We start from the raw sequence: 24,757 nt of genomic DNA on the forward strand, positions 1-24,757 counted from the left end.
AATAGGGGTTGTCCTGTCTTTTGAGAGATGAAGCGCCAATCCCAGGTAGAGTCGGGCTGGCGCTTATCGGTATCAGGCAGGTTTTAGGGCATCTTCGAGGAAGTTGAGCCAGTTACGGCCCATGATTTTGGCCACTTCATCCGGGCTGAAGCCTCGGTTAAGCAAGCCTGCTGTAAGGTTGGGAAAATCCCGGCTGTCACGGAACCAAGACAATGGGCGTGGCCAGTCGGCATTGGATTTGGAGCCTTCACCATAATCCATCTGTTTCGACCATCGGCCGTTGCGCATCCACTCAAGAATTGACAGCGGCTGGTCCTGACAGAGATCGGTACCGATACCGATATAGTCGACCCCCATCAGGTCCGCGGTGCTGGCGACCATGTCGCAGAAATCTTCCAGGGTGCAGTCCGAACCGTTTTTCAGATGGAACGGATACAGACTGAAACCCAAAAGACCACCGGATTCACCCAGCGCCTTCAGTACCATGTCTGACTTGTTTCGCTTGGCTTCGTGGAAGCTCAGCGGGTTGGCATGAGAGATCACAATCGGACGCTGGGATATTTCAATCGCATCCAAAGTGCTGCGCTCGCCGCTGTGGCTCATATCCACCACCATACCGACCCGGTTCATCTCCTGAATCGCTTGACGGCCAAAGCGGGTTACGCCGCTGTCTTCAGCCTCGTAACAACCGCACGCTAGCAGGCTCTGATTGTTGTAGGTCAGCTGCATAATCATCAGGTTTAGCTCGCGCATCACCTCGATCATGCCGATATCGTCCTCAATCGGTGAGCAGTTCTGAGCGCCGAACATCACGCCGACCTTACCCAGTTGCTTAGCCAGGCGGATATCCCCGGCGGATTTCACCGGCATGATCAGATCACTGTTCTGTTCAAACAGACGGTTCCATTCAGCGATCCGCAGCAGTGTCTCGCGGATCTGTTCGTGGTAGACGATGGTGGCGTGCACCATGGTCACACCACCTTCACGCAGCTGTTCAAAGATGGTCCGGTTCCAGTTGGAATACTGCAGACCATCGATCACAATCAGATCCTTATGCAGCGTGTTGTTGTTATTAGGCTGTGATGTCATAAGACCTGTTCTCCGTTATGGGCGGATGTAGGTGGTTTTTACAACGGTGTAGAACTCTTTTGCGTAGGTGCCCTGCTCGCGGGGACCAAAGCTTGAGTCTTTACGACCACCGAACGGTACGTGGTAATCGGTGCCCGCTGTTGGCAGGTTCACCATCACGCAGCCGGTTTTGGCGTTGCGTTTGAAGTGGGATGCGTACTTCAGGGACTCGGTGCAGATACCGCCGGTCAGGCCGAAGTTGGTATCGTTCAGAGTGGCCAGCGCCTCGTCGTAGTCTTTCACCTTGATCACGCAGGCGATCGGAGCAAAGGCTTCTTCGCGATTGATGGTCATTTCGTTGGTGGTTTCAGTGAACAGCGCAGGCTGCATGTAGTAGCCTTCGGTGTCTTCATTCAGTACTTCACCGCCATAGACCAGCTTGCCGCCTTCAGATTTAGCCAGTTCCAGATATTTCAGGTTCTGTTCCATCTGACGGGCATCGGCGACAGCCCCGATATGTACGCCTTCTTTCAGTGGGTGACCGATCACCAGCTTCTTCATGCGCTCAACCACAGCGTCAACAAAGCGGTCGTGAATACCTTCGGTAACGATCAGTCGGGAGGAGGCGGTACATTTCTGGCCGGTGCCACCAAAGGCACCGTTTACGGCGCACTCTACAGCGTTATCCAGATCGGCATCGTCCAGTACTACCAGTGCGTTCTTAGAACCCATCTCCAGCTGGCACTTCACCAGATTCACTGCAGTAGCGGCGGCGACTTTGCGGCCGGTTTCCAGAGAACCTGTGAAGGTCAGGGCGTTGATCTTGCGGGAGTTAATCAGCACATCGCCCACTTCAGCACCCGGCCCCATCACCAGGTTGAAGGTGCCTGCAGGCAGGTTCTGGCGGGAGATAATTTCAGTCAGTGCCCATGCAGACGCAGGAACCTGATTGGCCGGTTTCCAGACTACTGCGTTACCAAAGGCCAGCGCTGGCGCGATCTTCCAGGCACCGGTTGCCGTCGGGAAGTTCCATGGGGTGATAATGCCGACAACACCGACCGGCTCACGGCGGGTTTCAATTTCGATACCCGGACGAACCGATTCAGCGGTTTCGCCCATCTGGCGCAGCACTTCTGCAGCGTAGTAGTGGAAGAACTGACCAGAGCGATAGGTTTCACCCACACCTTCGGCCAGAGTTTTACCCTCTTCACGGGCCAGAATTTCACCCAGCTCATCTTTACGGGCGATCAGTTCGTCACCAATCGCCATCAGAACTGAGTAACGCTGCTCCAGACCGGAAAGCGCCCACTCCTGTTGACCTTTTTCAGCTGCCGCTATCGCAGCCTCGGTCTGTGCCTGATCCGCCTGAGCGTAGTGGCCGATGGTGTCGCTGGTATCCGCCGGGCTGATGTTTGCTACTGTGCCTTTGGCACCGTCTACCCACTCACCTGCGATATAGTTCTTGAATACGTTGTCGGACATTTTGGGTCACCTCCTGAATAGTTGCTTGCATCTTAGGAGGTGTGCCTAAATAATAAAAATTAATAAATAATATTTATTGATAAGTTTTTCTTACCAGTTTGAGTCTGCCTGTTACGTCGGAGCGCTGCCATGTTACCCGAGCTTAAAATTGCCCAATTACGTCACTTTGTCTGGGTTGCCGAGTTAAAGGGCTTTCATGCCGCCGCAGAAAAAGCCCACCGCACCCAGCCTGCTATTTCCCTCTCTATCCGGGATCTGGAAACCAAGTTGGGGGAAAGCCTGTTTGAGAAGCGCAATGCCAAAACCGCGAAAACAGAACTGACGCCTTTTGGTCAGTATTTTCTGCCCAAAGCGAAAGAGTTGATCACCCATCATGATCGGGTTGCTGAAGACATGACCTTGCTGGCGGAGCATCGGACGGGACATCTGCGCATCGCCTCTATCCCTTCTATTGCCACACGGATTCTGCCGGAGCTGCTGCTGCAATTTATGGAGGATTCCCCGGAGCTGCATATCAGCTTTTATGACGGTAACTCCGATGCGGTACTGAATATGGTAGAAAGCCAGGAAGTGGATTTTGGTATCGCCAGTTTGTTTTATCAACAGGAGCACAGCGATAAAACCTTTACCCCTATCTGGGACGATCAGGTAGGCGTGGTCTGCCCGTTTGATCATCCTCTGGCAGATCGTGATGCCATTGATTGGCAGGAGCTGCAGGGTCACCGCCTTATCGGTAACGGTACATCCCGTTTATTGGAGGAGACAGAAGCCAAGTCTCTGATTGGTCAGTCTCAGTTCTATGTTTCTAATATGTTGTCGCTGATTGCGATGTTAGAAGCGGGCTTCGGGGTCACGACTCTGCCCTGGTATGCGGTACCCAGAGACAATCAGAAGCTTAAGTTTATCCCCCTAAGCAGCCCCAAGGTGGTGCGCCAGATCGGTATCGTGCAGATGAATAACAAAACTCTGTCGCCACCGGCAGAAGCACTGATGAACTACATTATCCAACACAGCAGCAACCACTGAGTTGCTGCTCCCTTCTTTAACCTCCCCTGCTATTACTTGTCCGGCCCCGCAAGTCCACTTATTGCGCCAAATCAAACTTACGCATATTTTGTGACCGGGCATTCACTCGGTTTACAGAGCCACTAAACTAAAGGGGCAGATGGCGGTAAGCCCTGAGTATTTAAGGTTTTCTATCTGATTCTGGTCTTAGAAAAAATAATGGTATGTATGGTTTTGATAAGTTTGGCTTATCGGTTGATAGAACCTTTTGATTTGTTCCTTTTGCCGGGTTTAGACCAAGATTGCCTCACCGCGAAAGCGTAGCAACGACTGAAGTCTAGAGACGAGCTAAGCCTGCCGCTTATCTGAGCAGCTCCCCCTATAAGAAAGACTGCCGGTAAGTGCTAAACCATTAGAGGACAACAATAATGACAACCTTGACCACGATTCAAAATTCCCTGCGTGGTGAACATGCGCTGCCGCTCCGGCCGGCAGAACAGGTGATGAAGCTTGAGCGCCTGGGCGCTCTCCACCAGAGCCGCCTCAGTTTTATGCGCAGCATTGTGCGTCGGATGATGCGGGAACGCTGGCAGATCAGCTTTCGCCGTTTCGATCTGGACGATCAGGGTTATGGCACCGCGATCTATGAAATTAAAGCGGCTCACGGCCTGTTCAACTTTGTCATCTTTTCCAACTACCTGTCTGATGAAGCCCGCAACGATCGTGTGGTTGCGACCCAGTGGGATCTGACCATGGCGCTGGTTGATGGTGAGGTGGACGACCTTTATCTGGAAAAACTGCGCCAGAACGTGCCGAAACAGGAAGCCGGTCGTGTGGACTCCCGGGTCTTTGTTCTCTCCCGCGCCAATCGCAGTGCCCGTAACTTCAATTATGTGGTGGATCAGCTTGCTCAGGGTGAGCAGCCGGATGTTCAGAAAATTGCCGAAGTAGGCTACCTGTATCGCACAACAGCCGTTTATGGCAGTGGCAAGCTGGGCATGGCGGATTGGGAAAAAGTACAAACCCGCTACCCTGACTTTGCCCGGCCTTTTGCCGCTGAGATGTTTGTGTGCCTGATGCTGCGTAACTTCAGCCTGACTCAGGCCGAGCATATTGCCCGTCATCGCACCCCTGATACTTTTCAGCCGATGCGTGATGATATTAAGCGTTATTTTGGTATCGGTAACTCCACCGGTTTGGGGATGGCTCCTTATCTGGTGAACCACCCGCACCTGATCAATCAATGGGTTGAGATGCGTGAGCTGGCCTTAGCCCGTGTTCGTGTGCTGGGTCAGATTGACTCGCGGATCAGAGAGCGCTTTGATCAGCTGCTGCAGCGCTGCAGACGTCACACCGAACAGACGGTAACGGAAGACAGCTGGCAGAGCGACAATAACCAACAAGTGCTGGACGATATTCAGGCGCTGTGCCATCAGACTGAAGCAGGAATCAATAGCTGGAATAAGCTGATCGAATGGTCTGAAAACCACTGCTCCCTGCAAGGGCAGGAGCTGCTGGTATCCGTCATTCTGGAGTTGTATCCCGAGCTGGTCGATGATCTTGAAGATTATCAGGCAGCTGAAGAGTTTATGGATCTGGATCCGCTGATGCCGCTGGAGCAGCTGAAAGTGCAGATTGAAACCTGCTACGGCTGGGCGCTGGATATCGATTTTTCAGCACCGGGAGCCAAGGATATTTTCTGGTATCGCTCAGAAGAGAAGATGGAGCCTCGTTTAGGGGAGAGTGCAGCAGATCAGGGACAGGAAAAACAGATGGCATTGGGTGTCGGTTATGCGGTGCGTCGCTGCTATGACCAGCTCTGCGAATACATTGAGCAGAACCCGAATCACACCACCGCCCGCTTTATGGTTGCCTGTCCGAAGCGACGCGGTATTGTGCGTCGTATTCAGAGCATGTGTCGCTGCCTATACGGTGATATTCAGGCCAATCTGCTGGATCGTGACATTTTGCCGATGCACCTGCTACGAGCCAAGCTGGCGTTCTTCGGTGTCAGTAAGTTTGATCCTAAATCGAAACTTTGGGTGCGTAATACCATGTTCCAGGGGGCACCGCTGCTGGAAGATATTGGCAAGCCTTTTAATGATGACTGGTTTATGCCGTTAGCACCGGAGCAGGATTCCGGTTCAGACAACCTTTCAGCCAACCGATAACAGGAGCGCCCTCATGAATATCTCAATGAACGAACTGAAAGCGGCGCTGCGCCGTTGTTTTGAAGCCAGTGGCTACTATGTCGGCAACTATGAAGATGCTGCCAATATGATTCTCTGGCTGGAAAAGCATGGCCTGAACGGGTTGAAAGAGCTGGAACATGCGCTGCCTTTTATTACGGCGGATCAGGATAAACCCCTGAGTGAAGTGGTGTATGAGGACAGTACCTCCGCCATTATCGACAGTAAAAACCGCAGTGCGCTGAACTGCATCGCCGCCTCGGTGGATCTGGCTCATGCCAAAGCTCTGGAAAGCGGTATTGCCACGGTGACGGTACATAACTGCCATAACCGCATGTTTATCCTGAAGGCGCTGACAGACTGTGGTCGTCGCGGCATCAGTGTGGCGGCTTACTGGCGCAATGGCTCTCAGTCGGTGACTGAACATACGGTAGCGATTAAGGCGGGAGAGCGTTATCCGAGCTACTCAAAAGCGGAGACGAGTCTGCCTTCAACACCGGAAGATAAGCAGGCGCTGACGATTATCTGCAGCTCCCGTGTTGACCTGGCGACCTCGTTGCAGAACTCAAAAGGTAACCAGTATGTGCTGCATATCAGTGAGGAAGAGATTCAGCGCAACAAAGAGTTCACCATTGATAATGGCATTGAGATCGATGATCTGCTCTGGCAAAAGATCAACGAAATCGGCGCAAATATTCTGGTTGAAAACAGTGATCGTTCTCGCTTAGGGGCGGGTTGATCCGGGATTTGTCTACCAACAGGGACGTTAAGCTGGCTTGATTATCTTGGTCGGGTATCAAGCTTTGCCATGTCGTAGGAGTACCCCTTGCCCTCAGTTTTGACTGAGGGCTTTTTTGTTTGAGGGCGGAAAGTGGAGCTATCAACGCTGTTAGCAATTTTAGCGGTATCTTTGGGAATTGGTATTCAGGCTTGGGTCGGGATAGGGTTTGGCCTTGTCTCGGCACCCTTGCTTTACTGGATCTCTCCGGACTATGTTCCCGGCCCTATATTAGTTTTAGGGTTTGTACTGTCTGCTTTGGTGACGTTTAAACATTACCGTGAGATTTGCTGGCAAAGGGTGGTTACGGCCTCTATCGCTCGTATCCCTGGAGCATGGCTTGGAGCTATGTTGCTGATAAGCGTGCCTTCCGGGTGGCTGGGACTGATATTAGGAAGTTGTCTGCTCCTGGCTCTGTTGGTAACCCGATATCGTTTCACGGTTAAAATCTCTCCTGTCACTTTGAGGTTTGCTGGTTTTAGTTCAGGGGTAATGGGAACAGCTACATCTGTAGGGGGGCCGCCAATGGCGATGCTCTATCGGGGAATCGAAACACAGATAGCCAGAAATGAGTTGGCGCTATTCTTTTTACTGACCACACCAATATCGATTGTAATGCTAGCGGTTAATGGTTTGTTCAATGCCTCTACACTTGTGATGACATTGCCGCTTTTGCCTGGAGTGTTTTTGGGATATCAGCTGGCAAACGCTTTCAACCACTATCTGGATGAACAAAGCGCAAAAGGAATCCTTTTTGCGCTTTGTTTGCTGGCAGCCCTGAGCGTTCTTGCAAAGGCTGCTATCGACCTTGCGTCGCCGTGACACAATTTCAGAACTTAGATAGCGGCTCCGTTAACACTAACCTGAACGTCGATATTGCCCCGGGTCGCGTTGGAATATGGGCAAACCTGATGCGCGGTGCGTACCAGATTGAGGGCTGTTTCCTGCTCCAGATCCAGGGTTACGGCTAGCGAAACTGTCAGGGCAAAACCACCGTCACTATTCGGGCCGATACCCACTTCAGCTGTAACCGGTGCTTCGCTCAGTTTAACTTTAGCTTCACGGGCAACGTGCAGAACTGCGTTAGAAAAGCAGGCTGCATATCCTGCTGCAAACAGTTGTTCCGGGTTCGTGGCGTTACCGGCACCGCCCATCTCTTTTGGATAAGCCAGACTGACATTCAGCAGGCCATCATCTGTTTTCACCTGACCATTACGACCGGCGGATGCTGTGGCTGATGTGTTGTAGATTGTTTGCATGATGATCTCCTGAAAAAATATTTAAAATTAAGTTGCGTACAATGTAATTGCTGGCAATGTTATTTCGACTGTAGGGTTGTTTGCAAGTATATTGTGTGCAATTTAATTGGTCAGTTTGAGAGTTCTGATATGTCTTCAGGTCATAATTCAAAGAAAAACAAAGAGTTACTTCAGCTCGATAATCAGCTGTGTTTTTCACTCTACAGCGCAGCTAACGCTATGACCCGGGCATATCGCCCGCTGTTAGATGCATTGGATCTGACCTATCTGCAATACATGGCGATGATGGTGCTTTGGGAGGAACAGAGTGTCAGCGTTAAACGGTTGGGTGAGCGCCTGCATCTTGATTCAGGCACCTTAACGCCACTACTGAAAAGGCTGGAAGCTAAAGGTCTGGTTAGCAGGGGGCGCAGCCCGGATGATGAGCGGGTGCGTGTGATCACACTGACTGATGCTGGGCAGGCTTTGAAAATACAGGCCGTTGAAGTTCCGGAACAGATTCTGTGTCAGACCTGTATGCCACTGGATGAACTGAAGCAGATAAAGCAGCTATGTGATCAGCTGTTGAAAAACCTTTCCAGCTGATTGCTCCCTGAGCTTCCAGTTTTGCGCCAGATCATTACAATGCTCCCCTGCTGAAATACCCGACTAAAACCATTGGTTTTTCGTGGGTATTGTTCGATTGAATTGATGCGACGGATTTACGATCCGTTTAGCGGGAGAAACCAATGATTACCGTTTGTGCGCTTTACAAGTTTGTTCGTCTCGACCACTTTGAATCCCTGCGAGAGCCTCTGCATCAGGTGATGCTTGATAATGATGTTAAGGGCACTCTGCTGCTGGCCTCTGAAGGTATTAATGGAACTATTGCAGGCCCAGCGGAAGGTATCAAAGCGGTTCTGAACTGGCTGGCACAGGAACCGGTTCTGGCAGAGATCGTCACCAAAGAATCTTTCCACGAAGAAAACCCGTTTAACCGCACCAAGGTGAAACTCAAAAAAGAGATCGTCACCATGGGGGTTGAAGGTATCGACCCTCGCCACGTAGTGGGTACTTACGTTAAGCCGAAAGACTGGAACGCTCTGATCTCTGATCCGGAAGTTTTACTGGTGGATACCCGTAACGACTACGAAGTTGAAATCGGCACCTTTAAAAATGCCTTGAACCCGGATACGGAGACTTTCCGTGAGTTTCCGGATTACGTAAAAGAAAATCTCGACCCTTCGAAACATAAAAAAGTGGCGATGTTCTGCACCGGTGGTATCCGCTGCGAAAAGTCCACGGCCTATATGAAAGAGCAGGGTTTTGACGAGGTTTACCACCTTGAAGGCGGGATTCTGAAATATCTGGAAGAGGTGCCGGAGGAAGAGTCTCTATGGGAAGGTGAATGCTATGTGTTTGACGGTCGGGTCTCCGTGAATCATCAGCTGGAGAAGGGACAGTACGATATGTGTAACGCCTGTCGTCTGCCGATTACCGAAGAAGATAAAGCCTCAGAGAAATATGAAGCGGGTGTTACCTGTCCGAAATGTTACGGTACTCATACCGAGGAGCAGCTGAAGCGTTTCCGTGATCGGGAAAAACAGATCCAGCTGGCGCGTGCTCGTGGTATCGAACACGTGGGTGGCGAAGCGAAAACCCATGCCGAGTTGAACCGGGAACTGAAGCTGAAACAAAAACAGCAGCAGAAAGAGAAACAGGCAGCGGCTAAATAAGCGGCTACCTGCTAACGGATCGTTAAAGCCCTAGCTCTGTTTTAGCTGGGGCTTTTTCAGTTTGGCCCGAGCGTTAAGAACTTCTTCCCGCTTAAAACAGCCGTCCAGGTGATCATTTACTAACCCCATCGCCTGCATAAAGGCGTAACAGGTCGTTGGCCCAACGAACTTCCAGCCGCGCTTTTTCAGATCCTTACTCATCTGTTTCGAGAGATCTGTCTGGCCAATCTGGCTCAGCGTTTCATAATTCAGCTGATCCGGGCGCTGATCCGCAGTTGGCTCAAAATGCCAGAAATAAGCCGCCAGAGAGCCAAACTCCTTTTGCAGTTCGATAGCACGTTTGGCGTTATTGATGGTAGCTTCTATCTTTCCGCGATGACGGATAATCCCCGCATCCTGCACCAGACGTTCAACGTCCTCTTCAGTGAAGTGCGCGACCTTATGGAAATCAAAACCGGCAAACGCCGCCCGGAAGTTTTCCCGTTTACGCAGAATCGTGATCCAGCTTAAACCGGACTGGAAACCTTCCAGACAGATCTTTTCAAACAGACGAATATCATCCGTAACCGGAAAACCCCATTCGGTGTCGTGGTAGTTGCGATAAAGCTCATCGTCTTCACCACACCACCAGCAGCGGTGTTGTCCGTCTGATGCTGTTATCAGTCCTTTTTCTGTCATTTTGCAGCCTTTTTGAAGCCTTTTCCCTATTGGTCTTTAAAGTGAACAGCTTTATAACTCAATTCTTAATCTTAGCTCTGTCGCCAGCGAATCCTGTTCATCGTCCTCATATGGATAGGTTTCAATATCGGAGCGACTGTTGATGTGTTGAGCCAGAGCCTGGATTTTAACGTGTTTAGTAACCTGGACTTCTGCCCCCATAGCAACATTGCGGATTGTCTGATCAATTTTGAAATTTTTCTGGGTTTCATAGCCAAGGCCTGAGTCATGCCAGTTTTGATCACCATCGCCTTTCAACTGTAACAGGGTCAGGTTGAAATACGCGCTTACGATCCCGTCGTCATTAAAAATGGCTTTACCCCGGAGTCCCCGAAGGTCGCCATCGTAGTGTTTATGGTAGTCATCGCCATCGGAGCCAAAGCTACCGGCCAGTGCTGAAGCATAAAAATCGATCGGTATCAAAATAGGATTAAAGCGAACGCCAGCCTCAGCGAGATTGGTATAGAGCCCTGAACGAATATGCCTTAGGTCGTACCGGTACTGATCTCCATCGTAATAGTGATCGCTGTAATAGCTATCCCACTGATTTTTGTTAGCCTGAATGCTGCCAAAAACGCCGATTAAAGGACCGACATCCAGTGAAGCACCGACCTGGAAACGGTCTCCCTCATAACCCGGTGCTGCTGCTAGTTTTAAGCCGCCGTAATTGGCTGCATAATAGTTTGAGTAACCAGCATTTCGCTGATAAAGATCGTAGCCGTTGTAGAAATTGCCATTATCGTTGCCGTAACCGGCGTGTTGAATATTCGCCCAGGCTTTTAATACATCACTGATATTGAGTCTGGCACCTAGGTTAACCTTGCCGCCGGATATATCCGTATTGGTATCGGTTGCTTCAATATCGATATCGGTATCAATGGCAGTAGTTCTGAACTCGACATTGGCGTATGCCTCAAGAAACCCGGAAAACTGATAGTTGGCACCAATACCTGCAGCTAGATTTGTAATATCGCCGGAGCTTTCATAAGGGGTTTCCTGCAGAGCGAACATGGGTGCGTAGCTGATATCTGTCTGAGTATCTGCCAGGTCGTAGTTGTGCAGGAAATGGTCTGAGCTGCCGACTCCCAGATAAGCATGGGCGTTAAAACTAAATTTACTTTCTTCCTTGTCGTCTTGTTTAGCTTCTTCCTGCTTCTCATCTTTTTTAGGTTGTTCCTCAACCTCTTCTTTGCTTTCTTCTGCGGACTGGTTTTTATCCTTATCAGAGGAGTCGTTAATCCCCGGAATCAACTGTTCGAAGGTTGGTAAGCTGAATATTCCGGGAAGCTGGCTAATTGAAACCGGTATTGCCGTGGCGCTTGCGGTAAAAGCCGCCTGACCGGGTTGAAGAATTTGCATACCGGCACTGTTTTGTAAAAAGCCTCCGCCACTTTCAATGGCAAGGTAAGAACCTTGCTCCCCAAGGGCAGGCGATGCCATTTCAGGTGTGATATAGAAGGCGGTCAGGTCTGTTCCGCGGATACCGATAGTGGCCACAGGTGTTCGAACGATGAAGGCTTTCTTGTTTTTCTGCCCAATTGCGCCGGTAATGGAGCGAAGCCCGCCACGAATAATAGAGGTTTCTACCCGATCCTGATTGCTGTTTTTGAACTGATAGTCATCAAGTGAAATTACGCTATTCGGGCGAACGGCAAAGTAGCCTTTATCCGACATTTGAATCTGTAGGCTGCTGGCATCCTTAGCAACTATCTTGTCGCCCTTGAAAACCTGTTCTCCTTTTACGGCTAATCTTTGTTGGCCACTAACATCGATGATCTCAATCGTGCCATGTACAAACAGGATTTTGCCAATGGGGTCTGCCGCTTTTGCTGCCAGAGAAAAGCACATTAGAATAAGGAGTGTCAGAAGCAGATGCTGCCATTGACGGATTGGGAGTGGGGTCGGGAAGGTCACAGTTCGCTCGCTTTATTAACTTAGAGATTAATTTAACTTTAGAACAAATTAATCTGTGAGCGAAGCTTGAAAATAGAAGTTCAGGTTCAGCCCCTTATTCTGAAATTGCCTTTTGTCCTGAAATCGTTGCATGCCTTTCCAATGCCCAAACCACATGCTCTCTGACCATGTCAGAGTCATCCTGCTCTCGGTTTTTCAGGGCGGTAAGAATCCCTTGCGTTGACGTGGCGTTGCCCAGGGCGACGGCGATATTTCTCAGCCAGCGTTCGTAACCGGCGCGACGTATCGGTGTGCCTTCGGTTTTGCTAAGGAAGGTGCTTTCATCCCATGAAAACAGCTCTACAAGATCGGCGCTGTCGAGGCTGTGTCTCGGGCTGAAGTCGGTTTCCTGAGTGGGTTTGGTGAAGCGGTTCCAGGGACAGACCAGCTGGCAGTCGTCGCAACCAAAGATACGGTTGCCGATACCGGGGCGGAGTTCTTCCGGAATCGAGCCTTTCAGTTCGATGGTCAGGTAGGAGATGCAGCGGCGGCCATCAACAATTTTGTTATCCACGATGGCGTCGGTCGGGCAGGCAACCTGACAGGCGTTGCAGGAGCCGCAGTGGTCTTTGGGATATGCCGGATCTTTTGGCAGATCCAGCTCCACCATGACCTCTCCCAGAAAAAAGAAAGAACCTGCTTTGGGGTGAATTACCATGGCATTTTTGCCGATCCAGCCGAGGCCAGATCTGAGTGCTAATGCCCTCTCAAGAACCGGTGCGCTATCGACAAAAGCCCGATAGCCGTAGGCACCAATCTCGTCTTCAATTTTCTTTGCCAGTTGGGTCAGGCGTTTTCGGATCAGTTTGTGATAGTCACGCCCTAACGCATAACGGGAAATGTAGGCTTTCTCTCCCTGACTTAACAGGCGCGTGGTTTCCACATCGGCTGGCAGATAATCCATGCGGGCGGTGATTACAGTTCGCGTGCCTTCAACCAACTCTTCCGGACGGCTGCGCTTGTTGCCGTGACTCGCCATGTAATCCATTTCACCGTGATAACCGGCTTCCAGCCAGTCTTTAAGATGTGCTTCATGCTCACCTAGATCCGGATCGGCAAACCCTATCTGCTGAAAACCCAGTTCACGTCCCCACTGACGAATCTGATCCCGCAACTGCTGGCGCTGCATATCTGATAAAGGCGCTGGAGTCTGAGGCGCATCGCTTGTTTGAGAAAGGTTGTGAGAGGAGCTTTGATCAGACATGAGGATACGCTGCAGAGGGATATAGGTGATGGTGATCTCAATCCGAGCATTCCGGTGAAAAATATCCACAGGGAGTCGGGAAACGGCTTTGGCAGTTATTGCGCTCGGGCTATAATTTAACCATTATCTGCTGCCGCCTTTTCAGGCGCACAAGCTTAACTTATTCCCCCGGCAAAACAAGCCGGTCACCTGCTGCCACAGGAATGCTACTGAATGATTGTCTGGCCATCCCATGAACGCCTTTATCGTGCCGAACAGGTCCGTGAACTCGACCGCTTAACGATTGCTGCAGGAACCACAGGTTTTGACCTGATGCAGCAGGCGGGGCGAACGGCATTCCGTCACCTGACCCGTCAGTGGCCAGAGTGTCGTTCTGTTACCGTGGTATGCGGTGGCGGTAATAATGGTGGCGATGGCTATGTGATTGCGGCACTGGCTCAGCGCAATATGCGGGTGCAGGTACTGGCAGTAACGGACCCTGACAAGTTGACCGGAGAAGCGGCAGAGGCCTATCAGTGGGCTTTGCAGCACGGTGTAAAAATCGAACCTTGGGCGTCCGATTCTGTAATTACCGGTCAGATCGTGGTGGATGCGCTGTTGGGTATCGGCCTGACAGGTCAGGTGAAAGCGCCTTTCGATGCGGTGATTGAACAGATCAATCGCTCCGGCAAACCCGTGCTCTCGGTTGATGTACCATCAGGCCTGTGCGCGGATCGAGGTATTCCGCTGGGTTGTGCGGTGCAGGCGGATCTGACGGTGACCTTTATTGGCAAGAAAATCGGTCTTTGGACAGGACAGGGGCCTGCATTAGCGGGTGTTCGTCGCTTTGAGCCTCTGCTGGTGCCAGAGTCGGTTCGTGCTCAGGTCAGCGAAACCGCGGAGATGATCTCCCGTGAGGATATCGCTCGTCTGATCAAGCCCCGTCGTCGCACCGCCCATAAAGGTGACTGTGGTCGTATTCTGGTCGTCGGTGGTGATCTGGGATACGCCGGAGCTGTGATTCTTGCGGCGCAAACGGCAGCCCGTTCCGGTGCCGGGTTGGTTAAGGTGATGACCCGTCCTGAGCATGTTGCGGCTTTGGTCAGTCGTCAGCCCGAGCTGATGGTCAGTGGTCTGACTTCCATGCATCAGCTGGATGAGTGGCTAGAGTGGTGTGATGTTGTCGTTCTTGGCCCGGGTCTTGGTCAGGAAGGTTGGGGACAGCAGCTTTGGCAGAAGGTGATGCTGGCGGAATGCGCCAAGGTCATCGATGCGGATGCGCTGAATCTGATGGCGACTAAGCCTGCCTTTATGCAGCAGCTTTCCGAAGCCGCGAAGAACTGGGTACTGACGCCTCATCCCGGTGAAGCAGCTCGTCTGCTGGGTTCCAGTGTCGAAGCGGTAGAGCAGGATCGCCCGGCAGCTGTCCGTGCTATTCAGCAAAAGTTTGGCGGTTCCGTGTTGTTGAAAGGTGCTGGTACGCTGATCTTTAACGGCGAGTTGTTGTCTGTAAACAACAGCGGTAATCCCGGCATGGCCAGTGGTGGCATGGGGGATGTGCTGGCAGGGTTGATTGGTGCGCTGATGGCTCAGGGGTTATCCGGCTATGATGCGGCTTGCCTGGGGACTCAGGTTCATGGTCTGGCGGCAGATCAACTGGCGAAGAAATTTGGCGAACGCGGCCTTCTGGCTGCCGATCTGATTCGCCCGATACGTGTGTTACTGAATCCGGAGTGTGCAAAAAATGACATCTGACGCTTTTGTGTCCGCAGGACAATCCCTACAGGCTGATCCTGTACAAATACAGCTGGCGGATGAAGTGGCTCAGGTTGCTTTTGGTGAGCAGCTGGGTAGAGCCTGCAATGGCGAGGGTGTGCTTTTCCTTCAGGGAACTCTGGGGATGGGCAAAACAACCATGACCCGAGGCATTTTGTCGGCCTATGGCCATCAGGGTGCAGTAAAAAGCCCGACTTATACACTGGTAGAGCCCTACGAAACCGAAACCGCTCGGGTGTACCATTTTGATCTGTATCGTCTGGCGGATGCAGAAGAACTCGAATATATGGGGATTCGGGATTATTTTGATGAGAAAGCGCTTTGCGTTATTGAGTGGCCGGATAAGGGCGCTGGTGTGCTGCCAACGCCAGATATTGAACTGACCTTAACCAAAGAAGGTGACGGCAGAGCCGCGTCACTCGTGGCCTTTACGGTAAAAGGGGCTGAAATTTTGGCTCAGCTCCGTACAATGCTGTAATCTTCCGTCATTACGGAAAACAGAAACTCTTACCGCCTCTGATTGATGCTTATGACTGCCTGTAAAACACATTCTAAAGAGTTCTTTGGCTCAAATCGCCGGATGATTCGCTACGCCGCACAGTTTTGTCTTCTGCTGTTGAGCTGTCTTTTGGCGGCGACACAGGCTTTGGCGGCAAAAATCGAAAATGTCCGTATCTGGCCAGCACCGGACCACACCCGAATTGTGTTTGATCTGGATAAGCCGGTTGGTCATAAGGTGTTCAGCCTTACTGGCCCTGATCGTTTGGTGATCGACCTGGATAATGCCTCTACTAAGGCGGATATCGAGTCTCTGTCTCTAAACGATACCCCAATTGGCAAAATTCGGACGGCGGTCAAAAACGGTTCCGATATGCGTGTTGTTCTGGATTTGAGCAGTAAGGTTCAGCCCCGTAGTTTCCTGTTGAAACCGAACAAACAGTACGGTGATCGCTTGGTTATTGACCTGGTTTACAAAGAGAAAACCAGTAAGCCGAAAGCGGTCACTCAGCCCGCTGCGAACCCAACGGGCGCGCGGGATATTATTATCGCCATCGATGCCGGTCATGGTGGTGAAGACCCCGGTGCGATTGGCCCTGGACGGGTCAGAGAAAAGACCGTTGTTTTAGCTATCGCCAAGAAGGTGCAGTCATTGCTGCAGAAAGAGCGTGGTTTTGCTCCGGCGATGATACGTACCGGTGATTATTATGTCGGTTTGCGTGCCCGTACGGAGCGTGCCCGTAAATTCCGTTCTGATCTTCTGGTATCGATCCATGCGGATGCGTTTAAAGATCACCGCCCACGTGGCTCCTCGGTTTTTGCATTGTCACAGCGTGGCGCAACCTCTGAAACAGCTCGCTGGCTGGCAGACTCCGAAAACAGTGCCGACCTTATTGGTGGTGTTGAAGGTTCTCTGAAGCTGGATGATAAGGACAAGGTGCTGGCGGAGGTGTTGCTGGATCTGACCATGACAGCGACTCTGTCGGACAGTCTGAAGGTTGGTCAAAGTGTGCTGCGTTCCATGGGAACGGTAAACAAACTCCATAAGAGTGATGTGGAACAGGCTGCGTTTCTGGTGCTGAAGTCGCCGGATATTCCCTCGATTCTGATCGAAACAGGCTTTATCTCTAACCCGAGGGAAGCGAAGAACCTGCAAAGTTCAAGCTACCAGTGGAAGATGGCGCGCTCCATCGTCAAAGGCATCAAAGAGCATTTCAGCAAAAACCCGCCGCCGGGTACTTTGCTGGCCTATCAGAAAAGCCAGCGAGATGCCCGTCATTACGTGGTGGCCCGTGGCGATACCTTGTCAGCTATTGCTAACCGCAACAAGGTGTCTGTGGGTAGTCTGAGAAAAGCAAATAAGCTGCGCTCGGATACCCTTTATGTTGGTCAGCGGCTGCAAATTCCACGTTCCTGAGTAACGCGCGGTTAGTACCTGTTGCCTTCGCTACAGGAAAGAAATAATCAGGCCTGAGCCGGTTACCGGCTCGGGCTGTTTTTTTATGCTCAATCCGGTTTTTGATTGAGCGAGAAAGCGTTAACCCGAACCGATCTGAGAGACACGAACAGAGTCCCTATGAGTAAAATCCATATCCTAAGTCCACGTCTGGCTAACCAGATCGCCGCAGGTGAGGTGGTTGAGCGCCCATCTTCGGTGATCAAAGAGCTGGTAGAAAATGCGATTGATGCGGGCGCGACCCGCATCGACATCGAGGTGGAGAAGGGCGGCACCAAGCTGATCCGTATTCGGGATAATGGTTCGGGTATTGAGCCGGACGATCTGCCGCTGGCACTTAGTCGTCACGCCACCAGTAAGATTGTGACTCTGGATGATCTTGAGGGAGTGCACAGCTTAGGGTTTCGTGGCGAGGCATTGGCTTCCATCAGCTCGGTATCGCGACTGGATCTGGTGTCCAGCACTCAGGATACAGGCGAAGGCTGGCGGGTGATTGCGGAAGGTCGTGATATGGCGACTCAGGTAACGCCTGCGCCTCACCCCAAAGGCACCAGTGTTCAGGTTAAAGATCTCTTCTTTAATACCCCTGCCCGTCGCAAGTTTATGCGTACGGAGAAAACCGAGTTCAGTCATATCGAAGAGACCTTCCGTCGTCTGGCGTTGAGTCGTCCCGATATCGCATTAAGCTTGCGTCACAATCAGAAGCCGGTGCATCAGCTACCTGCTGGCACCCGACAGGCGGAGCAGGAGAAGCGTCTGGCTTCGTTGTTGGGCAAAAATCTGATGGATCAGTCTCTCTACATCGATGTGGAAGCGACTGGCCTGCGTTTATGGGGCTGGGTCGGTTTGCCGACCCATTCCCGTAGTCAGGCGGATCAGCAGTATTTCTTTGTGAACCGCCGTGTGGTGAAAGACAAGCTGGTGGTGCACGCCATTCGTCAGGCTTATCGGGATGTTCTTTTCCATGGCCGCCATCCGGTCTTTGTGCTTTATCTTGAACTGGATCCGACGGTGGTGGATGTCAACGTTCACCCGACCAAACACGAAGTTCGCTTCCGGGATGGCCGTCTGGTGCATGACTTCCTGTTCCGGTCTCTGCACCGCGCGCTGGCAGAGGTTCGCCCTGATGCAGAGGGTGCTACTGCTCCGACCAATATGGCTCATGCGGGTATGACGATGCCGGAAGGTTCGCAGGAACAACCGATGCGTGATCAGACAGCGATCGCCTTTAGTGAGGCTCCTGCCTCCGGAGGCTATGGTGGCGGATTTGCAGGCTCTAATGGATTTGGAGGTGCTGTCAGTGGCGCTGCACCTTATCGTTCCAATCCTCAGTCGGATGCCGGAGGAGTATCGGATTATCTGAACAGCTACCAACAGCTGTCTGATCAGGCGCGAGCGATGCCGATTACGGGGCAGGCTGGCTCTGATGAGGCCAATGCGCCTTGGAATAGTGCTTCTTCAGCCTCAATAGCAACTGCTGGCGCTCGACAGGAGATGCCGGAGGATGACCCGACCGGCGCACCGCCATTGGGCTTTGCGATAGCTCAGCTGCATGGCGTCTATATTCTATCTGAGGCGAAAGATGGCCTGATTCTGGTGGATATGCACGCTGCTCACGAGCGTATTACCTATGAGCGTCTGAAGGCGTCTTATCAGGCTGCTGCTGAGGGTGGCGGTCTGAAATCCCAGCCTTTGTTGGTGCCGCTTTCGATGGCGGTCAGCCGAAAAGAGACCGACTGTGCGGAAGAGCATCAGGAAGTTTTCCAGCAGTTAGGGGTTGAATTGCAGGTAATGGGGCCGGAGTCTCTGGTGGTACGTCAGTTGCCAGTCATGCTGATGGAGTCTGATGTTGAGCCTTTGATTCGGGATATGTTGTCTGATCTTTTGCAGTACGGAAGCAGTGATCGCATTCAGGCGCATATCAACGAGATCTTTGCCACCATGGCCTGCCATGGTTCTGTTCGTGCAAATCGTAAGCTGACCTTGCCGGAGATGAATGCCCTGTTAAGGGATATGGAGCGCACCGAGCGCAGCGGACAATGTAACCATGGCCGTCCGACCTGGACTCGGTTGAGTATGAATGAGCTGGATAAGCTCTTCCTGCGTGGGCAATAGATGAGCTCGCTTGCCACTCTTATTTGTGGCTGAACTGATTTTTAGATTTTGAATAGCTTTTGAACACTGGCAAATGCCGAGTAGTGGAATATAACGAATTTTATGACCCAAGTTTCTGATCTACTTTCTTCCGCTGAGAAGGATAAGCCACTGGCGATCTTTCTGATGGGGCCAACCGCCGCAGGCAAAACCGATCTGGCGGTTCATCTGAGTGAAGAGCATAACTGCGATATTATCAGTGTCGATTCTGCGCTTATCTATCGCGGCATGGATATCGGTACTGCCAAGCCGGATGCTGAAACGCTGGCCCGGGCACCACATCGTCTGATTGATATTAAAGATCCGACTGAATCTTACTCTGCGGCAGAGTTCCGTGATGATGCCCTTCGCGAGATGGCTGAGATTCAGCAGGCAGGGAAAATTCCGCTGCTGACTGGCGGAACTATGATGTATTACAAGCGTCTATACGATGGCGTTGCTGATCTGCCTTCTGCGGATGCTGACGTTCGTGCCCGTCTTGATGCCTGGGCGGAGAAGGATGGCTTAAAAGCGCTGCATGATCGTTTGAAAGAGATTGATCCTGTTTCCGCTGAGCGTATTCACCCTAATGATCCGCAGCGTCTTCAGCGGGCTTTAGAAGTGTATGAGTTAAGCGGTAAGAGTCTGACTCAGCACTGGCTTGAGCAAAAAGAGAGTCGGGATAGTTTTCCGTTTCGTATTTTGTCACTGGCGGTCAATCCGACAGACCGTAGGTTGCTGCATGAACGTATCGAGCAGCGTTTCCATCTGATGCTGGAGCAGAACTTTATCGCCGAGGTTGAGGCGTTGCGTGCCCGTGGCGATCTCGATCTGACGCTGCCTTCCATGCGATCTGTTGGCTATCGTCAGGTTTGGGAATATCTGGATGGCCAGTACGATTACGATACGATGATTCACAAAGGTGTGGTGGCAACCCGTCAGCTTGCTAAGCGTCAGGTGACCTGGTTGAGAAGCTGGCCTGAGCTGAATTGGTTGCCGACAGAAGCCCCGAATCTGCGGGATTTGGCCTTGAAAAAATTAGAGTCAAGCCTTATTTAAACTGGTATGATAAAAATTGCTGCAAGTCCGGTTTTGGTAAATACTGAATTACGAAATCCGCAATAGTAGCGCTTGGTGGTTTTGTTAAGGCTTTGCTTTGAAGCTGTATTGTTGATCACCTCAAAAAAACTAAATCTAATAATCAAAAATGAAAATTAGGGAGAGCGGTATGTCAAAAGGGCAGTCTCTACAAGACCCTTACCTGAACATCCTTCGTAAAGAACGTGTGCCGGTATCTATCTTTTTGGTCAACGGTATTAAGCTGCAAGGTCAGATTGAGTCTTTCGATCAGTTTGTTATTCTGCTGCGCAATACAGTAAGCCAAATGGTCTACAAACACGCCATTTCAACAGTAGTACCTTCCCGTAATGTTCGTCTGCCGGCGCAAGAAAAAGCCCCGGGCGAAGCGGGTGCTGAATAAGCTTCGGAGTAATAATTGTTTTTTGAACGTCCTGATTCTGGTGAAGTAGCTGTTCTTGTCCATATTCACTTACCGGATGAGAAAGACCGGGAAGACCCGGGTGAGTTTCTGGAGCTGGTGCGTTCAGCAGGTGCTGATCCGGTTGCCTTGATCGAAGGCAGCCGGCCGCAGCCCAGCCCCAAGTATTTTGTTGGTGACGGTAAACTCGAAGAGATTCGGGATGCTGTTGTCTCCCATGAAGCAGAAATTGTTCTCTTCAATCACGCCTTATCCCCATCCCAGCAACGTAATGTCGAACAGGCACTTCAGTGTCGTGTGCTCGACCGTACCGGTCTGATTCTGGATATTTTTGCCCAACGCGCACGAACTCATGAAGGTAAACTTCAGGTTGAGCTGGCTCAGCTGGAGTATATGTCTACCCGTCTGATTCGTGGCTGGACGCACCTTGAGCGTCAGAAAGGTGGTATCGGTCTGCGTGGTCCGGGTGAAACTCAGCTGGAAACCGACCGTCGTTTGCTGCGTGAACGTATTCGTCAGATCCATAAGCGTCTGGCAAAGGTTCGTACCCAGCGTGACCAGAACCGTCGGGCCCGTCGCCGTGCGGATATTCCGTCTGTTTCATTGGTGGGTTATACCAACGCCGGTAAGTCGACGCTGTTTAATGCGCTGACCGAATCTGAGGTTTACGCGGCGGATCAGTTGTTCGCAACCCTTGATCCGACCTTACGTCGCATTGTTATGCCGGATATCGGACCGGTAGTCTTGGCGGATACCGTAGGTTTTATCCGCCACCTGCCGCACAAGCTGGTTGAAGCTTTTCGCGCAACCTTGCAGGAAGCTCAGGAAGCGACCTTGCTGGTGCATGTGATTGATGCTGCCGATGAAGACCGCGATGGCAATATCCGCGAAGTGGATAGTGTGCTTGAAGAAATTCAGGCGGATGATATCCCTCGCCTGCTGGTCTATAACAAAATTGATCGTATGCCGGGTTATGAACCTCGAATTGAGCGAAATGATCAGGGCGAACCGGAACGGGTTTGGATTTCTGCGGTCAATGGAGACGGTCTGGATCTGGTGCTGCAGGCGATTGGTGAGCGACTGTGTGATGATATCTTCAAAGGTGAATTGATTCTTGAACCTTCAGAAGGTCGTTTACGCGCGCTTTTATACCAACAGGGCGCTATTATCGAAGAGACGGTCAGTGATCGGGGCCAGTTTGTACTTCAGGTGCGATTGCCTGAAGCAGACTTTATTCAGATGCTGTGTCGGGTGGGCGTTGATCCAAAACGCTATTTCCCGAATTATGGTGTCGAAGACTTCATGTTGGATTCAGATACAGAGGTTTCCTGAGCCTCTGTGTCATCGGTAAGCCATTTTTGCGCGCAGGGAAGCTGATCTGAATTTCCGGGCGCGCCATAAACAATTCATAACTTTAACGGAAGCTGGTAACAGTTTTCTCGGAGAGTGGAGATAGGTATGGCTTGGAATGAGCCGGGTGGCAATAAAGATAATAATCGTGACCCTTGGGGCAACGATAATAAAAATGGTGGCCGCAACGATCAGGGACCACCAGATCTTGATGAAGCCCTGAAAAAGTTTAATGACCGTCTGAGCGGCATTCTGGGCGGTAAGAAAGGTGGCTCCGGTGGTTCCGGCGGCGGTGGTGGCGGTGGTAACTCGTCGTCATCTGCAAGCTTTGGTCTGCTGGGTATTATTCTGGTGATCGCTGCCGGTGTTTGGGCTGTATCCGGTTTCTATCGTGTGGATCAGGCTGAGCAGGCCGTTGTTCTTCGTTTTGGTGAGTACCACGATACGGTGGGTGCGGGTCTGAACTGGAACCCAACCATGATCGATTCGGTACAGACGGTAAACGTAACTAAGGTTCGTTCCCTGAGCCGTCGGGCACTGATGCTGACCGAAGATGAAAACATCGTTCAGGTTAACCTGTCGGTTCAGTACCGTGTCGGTAGCCCTAAAGATTTCCTGCTGAATGTGCGTAACCCTGAACAGAGTCTGGAAAACGCAACCGATTCCGCTCTGCGTCACGAAGTGGGTTCATCTGAGATGAACGACATTCTGACCGAAGGTCGTGAAGCGCTGGCGCAACGTGTTCGTGCGCGTCTGCAGCAGTATCTGGACAGCTACGATGTAGGTCTGGAAGTACGTTCCGTGAACGTTGAGAGCACATCGGCTCCTGATGAAGTTCAGGCGGCATTCGATGACGTGATCAAGGCGCGTGAAGACGAGCAGCGTGTGAAGAACCAGGCTGAAGCCTACTCCAACGGCATCATCCCTGAGGCTCGTGGTAAAGCTCAGCGTATTATCGAAGAAGCTAACGGTTATAAATCCGAAATCATCGCTCGTGCAGAGGGTGAGGCGGATCGTTTTGTGAAGCTTCTCACCGAGTATGAAAAAGCACCTGCGGTGACCCGTGATCGTCTCTACCTGCAGACCATGGAAGAGGTGATGGCTAATACCAGCAAGGTACTGGTTGATGTCGAAGGCGGCAACAACATGATGTACATCCCGCTGGATAAGATGGTTGGTGGCAATGTTGCAAACAATTCATCCCGTGGTAGCGGTATGAGCTCTACCGATCAGAGCCGTTTCTCCAGCGCTCCGTCTCTGAGTTCTGATACTGAGATTGATGAGCTGGCTGATCGTGTATTGCAACGTCTGCGCGAGAAAAGTGCCAATTCAACTGCACCACGTAGGGAGGGTCGATAATGCAATCTAAGTCTTTTCCGGCACTGATTCTGATCGCCATTCTGGCTCTGGTGGGTGCAAACAGTATCTACATTGTTAATGAGACTGAACGTGCGATTAAGCTGAAGTTTGGTCAGATTATTGATTCGGATATCAAACCAGGTCTGCACTTTAAGATTCCTGTGCTGCATACCATCCGTAAGTTTGATGCGCGTATGCTGACCATGGATTCGCGCCCTCAGCGTTACCTGACGCTGGAGAAAAAAGCAGTAATCGTAGATTCTTTCATCAAATGGCGTATTGCCGATGTTCAGAAGTACTACGAAGCGACTTCCGGTGATGAACTACAGGCAGCACGTCTGCTGGCACCTCGTATGGATGAAGGTCTGCGTAACCAGTTTGGTGAGCGCACCATGTACGAAGTAATCTCCGGTGAGCGTGATGAGCTGATGGATGAGCTGACGGTTAAACTGAATACCATTACTCAGGATGAACTGGGTATTGAGATTCGTGATATCCGTGTGAAGCGAATCGATCTGCCGCCAGAAGTAAGTCATGCGGTTTATGAGCGTATGAATACTGAGCGTCAGCGTGAAGCTCGTGAGCACCGTTCCGAAGGTAAAGAGATTGCTGAAGGTATCCGTGCAGATGCGGATCGTCAGCGTCAGATTATTCTGGCAGAAGCTTTCCGTGAATCGGAGCGTATCCGAGGTGAAGGTGATGCGATTGCTGCGGCAACTTATGCCGGTGCATATCAGAAAAATCCGGAGTTTTACTCCTTCATCCGTAGTCTGGAAGCGTATCGTAACAGCTTCTCCAGTAAGGATGATGTCATGGTAATCAAGCCTGAAAGTGAGTTCTTCAACTATATGAAGAACTCACAGTAAGACTGATTCCTGATCAAAGATACCCCGTAGCCTATGGCTCCGGGGTATTTTTTTGTCATTAAAAAGGCGGTTTTGAGGTCACTTTTTTTGTAAAAGCCCCTTCAAACCATGGCCGTAAATCCTAATCGTGGTAGAATGTGTCGAACCGGGTTCGCCCCGGTTTTTTTGTGTGCAGATTCCGGCAAATGGGTGAATTAGCAGGAAAAGACTGCTGAATTACGTTAGCCCATGGAGAGACCTGTTGGATTGGCAAGTTTTATTAAGTGCGTTAGCGCTGGTCTTTGTAATTGAGGGTATCATCCCTTTTGCAAACCCTGCCCGCTGGCGCAAGCTGGTAGCAACGATGGCTCAGGTGTCGGACCAGCAACTCAGAGTAATGGGGATGATCAGTATGGTGATCGGCCTGATTATTCTGTATCTGGCACGGGGTTAATAGTCAGCTTTTATCCTGCTGGCCCCTGTTGAAAAAACA

The 24,757-nt window shown here is 51.2% G+C and carries 22 protein-coding genes; 16 read left to right on the forward strand and 6 right to left on the reverse strand.

Annotation, left to right across the window (positions count from 1 at the left end; translation table 11 throughout):
- Positions 1-72: 72 nt before the first annotated feature.
- Complete coding sequence (locus tag BV405_RS14875; protein WP_425435141.1) at positions 73-1,089, reverse strand: dipeptidase; 1,017 nt, start codon at positions 1,087-1,089, stop codon at positions 73-75.
- A 15-nt stretch (positions 1,090-1,104) separates the two neighbouring features.
- The gene (locus BV405_RS14880) at positions 1,105-2,550 is read right to left on the reverse strand and encodes an aldehyde dehydrogenase family protein (protein ID WP_086481687.1); all 1,446 of its coding nucleotides are present in this window, start codon (positions 2,548-2,550) and stop codon (positions 1,105-1,107) included.
- A 129-nt stretch (positions 2,551-2,679) separates the two neighbouring features.
- On the opposite strand from BV405_RS14880, the gene BV405_RS14885 reads away from it, so the two are divergent.
- The 4 genes from BV405_RS14885 (at position 2,680) to BV405_RS14900 (ending at position 7,344) form a co-directional block, all read left to right on the forward strand.
- Positions 2,680-3,576 (forward strand): LysR family transcriptional regulator, encoded by an 897-nt coding sequence (locus tag BV405_RS14885; RefSeq protein WP_086481688.1) that lies wholly within the window; start codon positions 2,680-2,682, stop codon positions 3,574-3,576.
- Between the two features lie 407 nt (positions 3,577-3,983).
- Positions 3,984-5,726, forward strand: coding sequence for a hypothetical protein (locus BV405_RS14890; RefSeq protein ID WP_086481689.1), 1,743 nt, complete (start codon positions 3,984-3,986; stop codon positions 5,724-5,726).
- Between the two features lie 13 nt (positions 5,727-5,739).
- Positions 5,740-6,483, forward strand: a complete 744-nt coding sequence (locus BV405_RS14895; RefSeq protein ID WP_086481690.1) for a DUF3726 domain-containing protein — start codon at positions 5,740-5,742, stop codon at positions 6,481-6,483.
- A gap of 132 nt (positions 6,484-6,615) precedes the next feature.
- On the forward strand, positions 6,616-7,344 hold the full coding sequence (locus BV405_RS14900) for a sulfite exporter TauE/SafE family protein (protein WP_086481691.1): 729 nt from the start codon (positions 6,616-6,618) through the stop codon (positions 7,342-7,344).
- A 14-nt stretch (positions 7,345-7,358) separates the two neighbouring features.
- Here the strand turns inward: BV405_RS14900 and ohr are convergent, their stop codons facing one another.
- Entirely contained in the window at positions 7,359-7,781 is a 423-nt protein-coding gene (gene ohr / locus BV405_RS14905) for an organic hydroperoxide reductase Ohr (RefSeq protein ID WP_086481692.1), read from the reverse strand.
- Positions 7,782-7,910: 129 nt separating this feature from the next.
- On the opposite strand from ohr, the gene ohrR reads away from it, so the two are divergent.
- Positions 7,911-8,366 (forward strand): transcriptional regulator OhrR, encoded by a 456-nt coding sequence (gene ohrR / locus BV405_RS14910; protein ID WP_086481693.1) that lies wholly within the window; start codon positions 7,911-7,913, stop codon positions 8,364-8,366.
- 143 nt (positions 8,367-8,509) lie between these two features.
- Positions 8,510-9,496 carry an oxygen-dependent tRNA uridine(34) hydroxylase TrhO gene (gene trhO / locus BV405_RS14915; protein ID WP_086481694.1) on the forward strand — a complete coding sequence of 329 codons (987 nt, stop codon included), beginning with the start codon at positions 8,510-8,512 and terminating at the stop codon, positions 9,494-9,496.
- Positions 9,497-9,526: 30 nt separating this feature from the next.
- On the opposite strand, the gene BV405_RS14920 is transcribed toward trhO, so the two are convergent.
- The 3 genes from BV405_RS14920 to queG form a co-directional block, all read right to left on the reverse strand.
- Entirely contained in the window at positions 9,527-10,174 is a 648-nt protein-coding gene (locus tag BV405_RS14920; RefSeq protein ID WP_086481695.1) for a DNA-3-methyladenine glycosylase I, read from the reverse strand.
- Positions 10,175-10,225: 51 nt separating this feature from the next.
- Positions 10,226-12,127, reverse strand: a complete 1,902-nt coding sequence (locus tag BV405_RS14925; RefSeq protein WP_140054634.1) for a FecR family protein — start codon at positions 12,125-12,127, stop codon at positions 10,226-10,228.
- Positions 12,128-12,221: 94 nt separating this feature from the next.
- Positions 12,222-13,370: a tRNA epoxyqueuosine(34) reductase QueG gene (gene queG / locus BV405_RS14930; protein ID WP_425435142.1), complete on the reverse strand. Its 1,149-nt coding sequence runs from the start codon at positions 13,368-13,370 to the stop codon at positions 12,222-12,224.
- 213 nt (positions 13,371-13,583) lie between these two features.
- Between queG and BV405_RS14935 the strand changes: the two genes are divergently transcribed.
- The 10 genes from BV405_RS14935 (at position 13,584) to BV405_RS14980 (ending at position 24,718) form a co-directional block, all read left to right on the forward strand.
- On the forward strand, positions 13,584-15,104 hold the full coding sequence (locus tag BV405_RS14935; protein WP_086481697.1) for an NAD(P)H-hydrate dehydratase: 1,521 nt from the start codon (positions 13,584-13,586) through the stop codon (positions 15,102-15,104).
- Positions 15,094-15,603, forward strand: coding sequence for a tRNA (adenosine(37)-N6)-threonylcarbamoyltransferase complex ATPase subunit type 1 TsaE (gene tsaE, locus BV405_RS14940; protein WP_086481698.1), 510 nt, complete (start codon positions 15,094-15,096; stop codon positions 15,601-15,603). The genes BV405_RS14935 and tsaE overlap by 11 nt, the downstream gene beginning before the upstream one ends.
- Positions 15,604-15,654: 51 nt before the next feature.
- Complete coding sequence (locus BV405_RS14945; protein ID WP_281251701.1) at positions 15,655-17,040, forward strand: N-acetylmuramoyl-L-alanine amidase; 1,386 nt, start codon at positions 15,655-15,657, stop codon at positions 17,038-17,040.
- A 159-nt stretch (positions 17,041-17,199) separates the two neighbouring features.
- A complete protein-coding gene (gene mutL / locus BV405_RS14950; RefSeq protein ID WP_086481699.1) occupies positions 17,200-19,194 on the forward strand; it encodes a DNA mismatch repair endonuclease MutL in 1,995 nt (664 codons plus the stop codon).
- 102 nt (positions 19,195-19,296) lie between these two features.
- Positions 19,297-20,271 (forward strand): tRNA (adenosine(37)-N6)-dimethylallyltransferase MiaA, encoded by a 975-nt coding sequence (gene miaA, locus BV405_RS14955; RefSeq protein WP_086481700.1) that lies wholly within the window; start codon positions 19,297-19,299, stop codon positions 20,269-20,271.
- Between the two features lie 169 nt (positions 20,272-20,440).
- Positions 20,441-20,692, forward strand: coding sequence for an RNA chaperone Hfq (hfq, locus tag BV405_RS14960; protein ID WP_086481701.1), 252 nt, complete (start codon positions 20,441-20,443; stop codon positions 20,690-20,692).
- A gap of 15 nt (positions 20,693-20,707) precedes the next feature.
- Complete coding sequence (gene hflX / locus BV405_RS14965) at positions 20,708-22,042, forward strand: ribosome rescue GTPase HflX (protein WP_086481702.1); 1,335 nt, start codon at positions 20,708-20,710, stop codon at positions 22,040-22,042.
- 126 nt (positions 22,043-22,168) lie between these two features.
- Positions 22,169-23,419, forward strand: a complete 1,251-nt coding sequence (hflK, locus tag BV405_RS14970; protein ID WP_086481703.1) for an FtsH protease activity modulator HflK — start codon at positions 22,169-22,171, stop codon at positions 23,417-23,419.
- Entirely contained in the window at positions 23,419-24,285 is an 867-nt protein-coding gene (hflC, locus tag BV405_RS14975) for a protease modulator HflC (protein ID WP_086481704.1), read from the forward strand. The genes hflK and hflC overlap by 1 nt, the downstream gene beginning before the upstream one ends.
- A gap of 241 nt (positions 24,286-24,526) precedes the next feature.
- A complete protein-coding gene (locus tag BV405_RS14980) occupies positions 24,527-24,718 on the forward strand; it encodes a DUF2065 domain-containing protein (RefSeq protein WP_086481705.1) in 192 nt (63 codons plus the stop codon).
- Positions 24,719-24,757: the final 39 nt, after the last annotated feature.

It is taken from the genome of Oceanospirillum sanctuarii (assembly GCF_002150805.1).
Classification (GTDB): domain Bacteria; phylum Pseudomonadota; class Gammaproteobacteria; order Pseudomonadales; family Halomonadaceae; genus Oceanospirillum; species Oceanospirillum sanctuarii.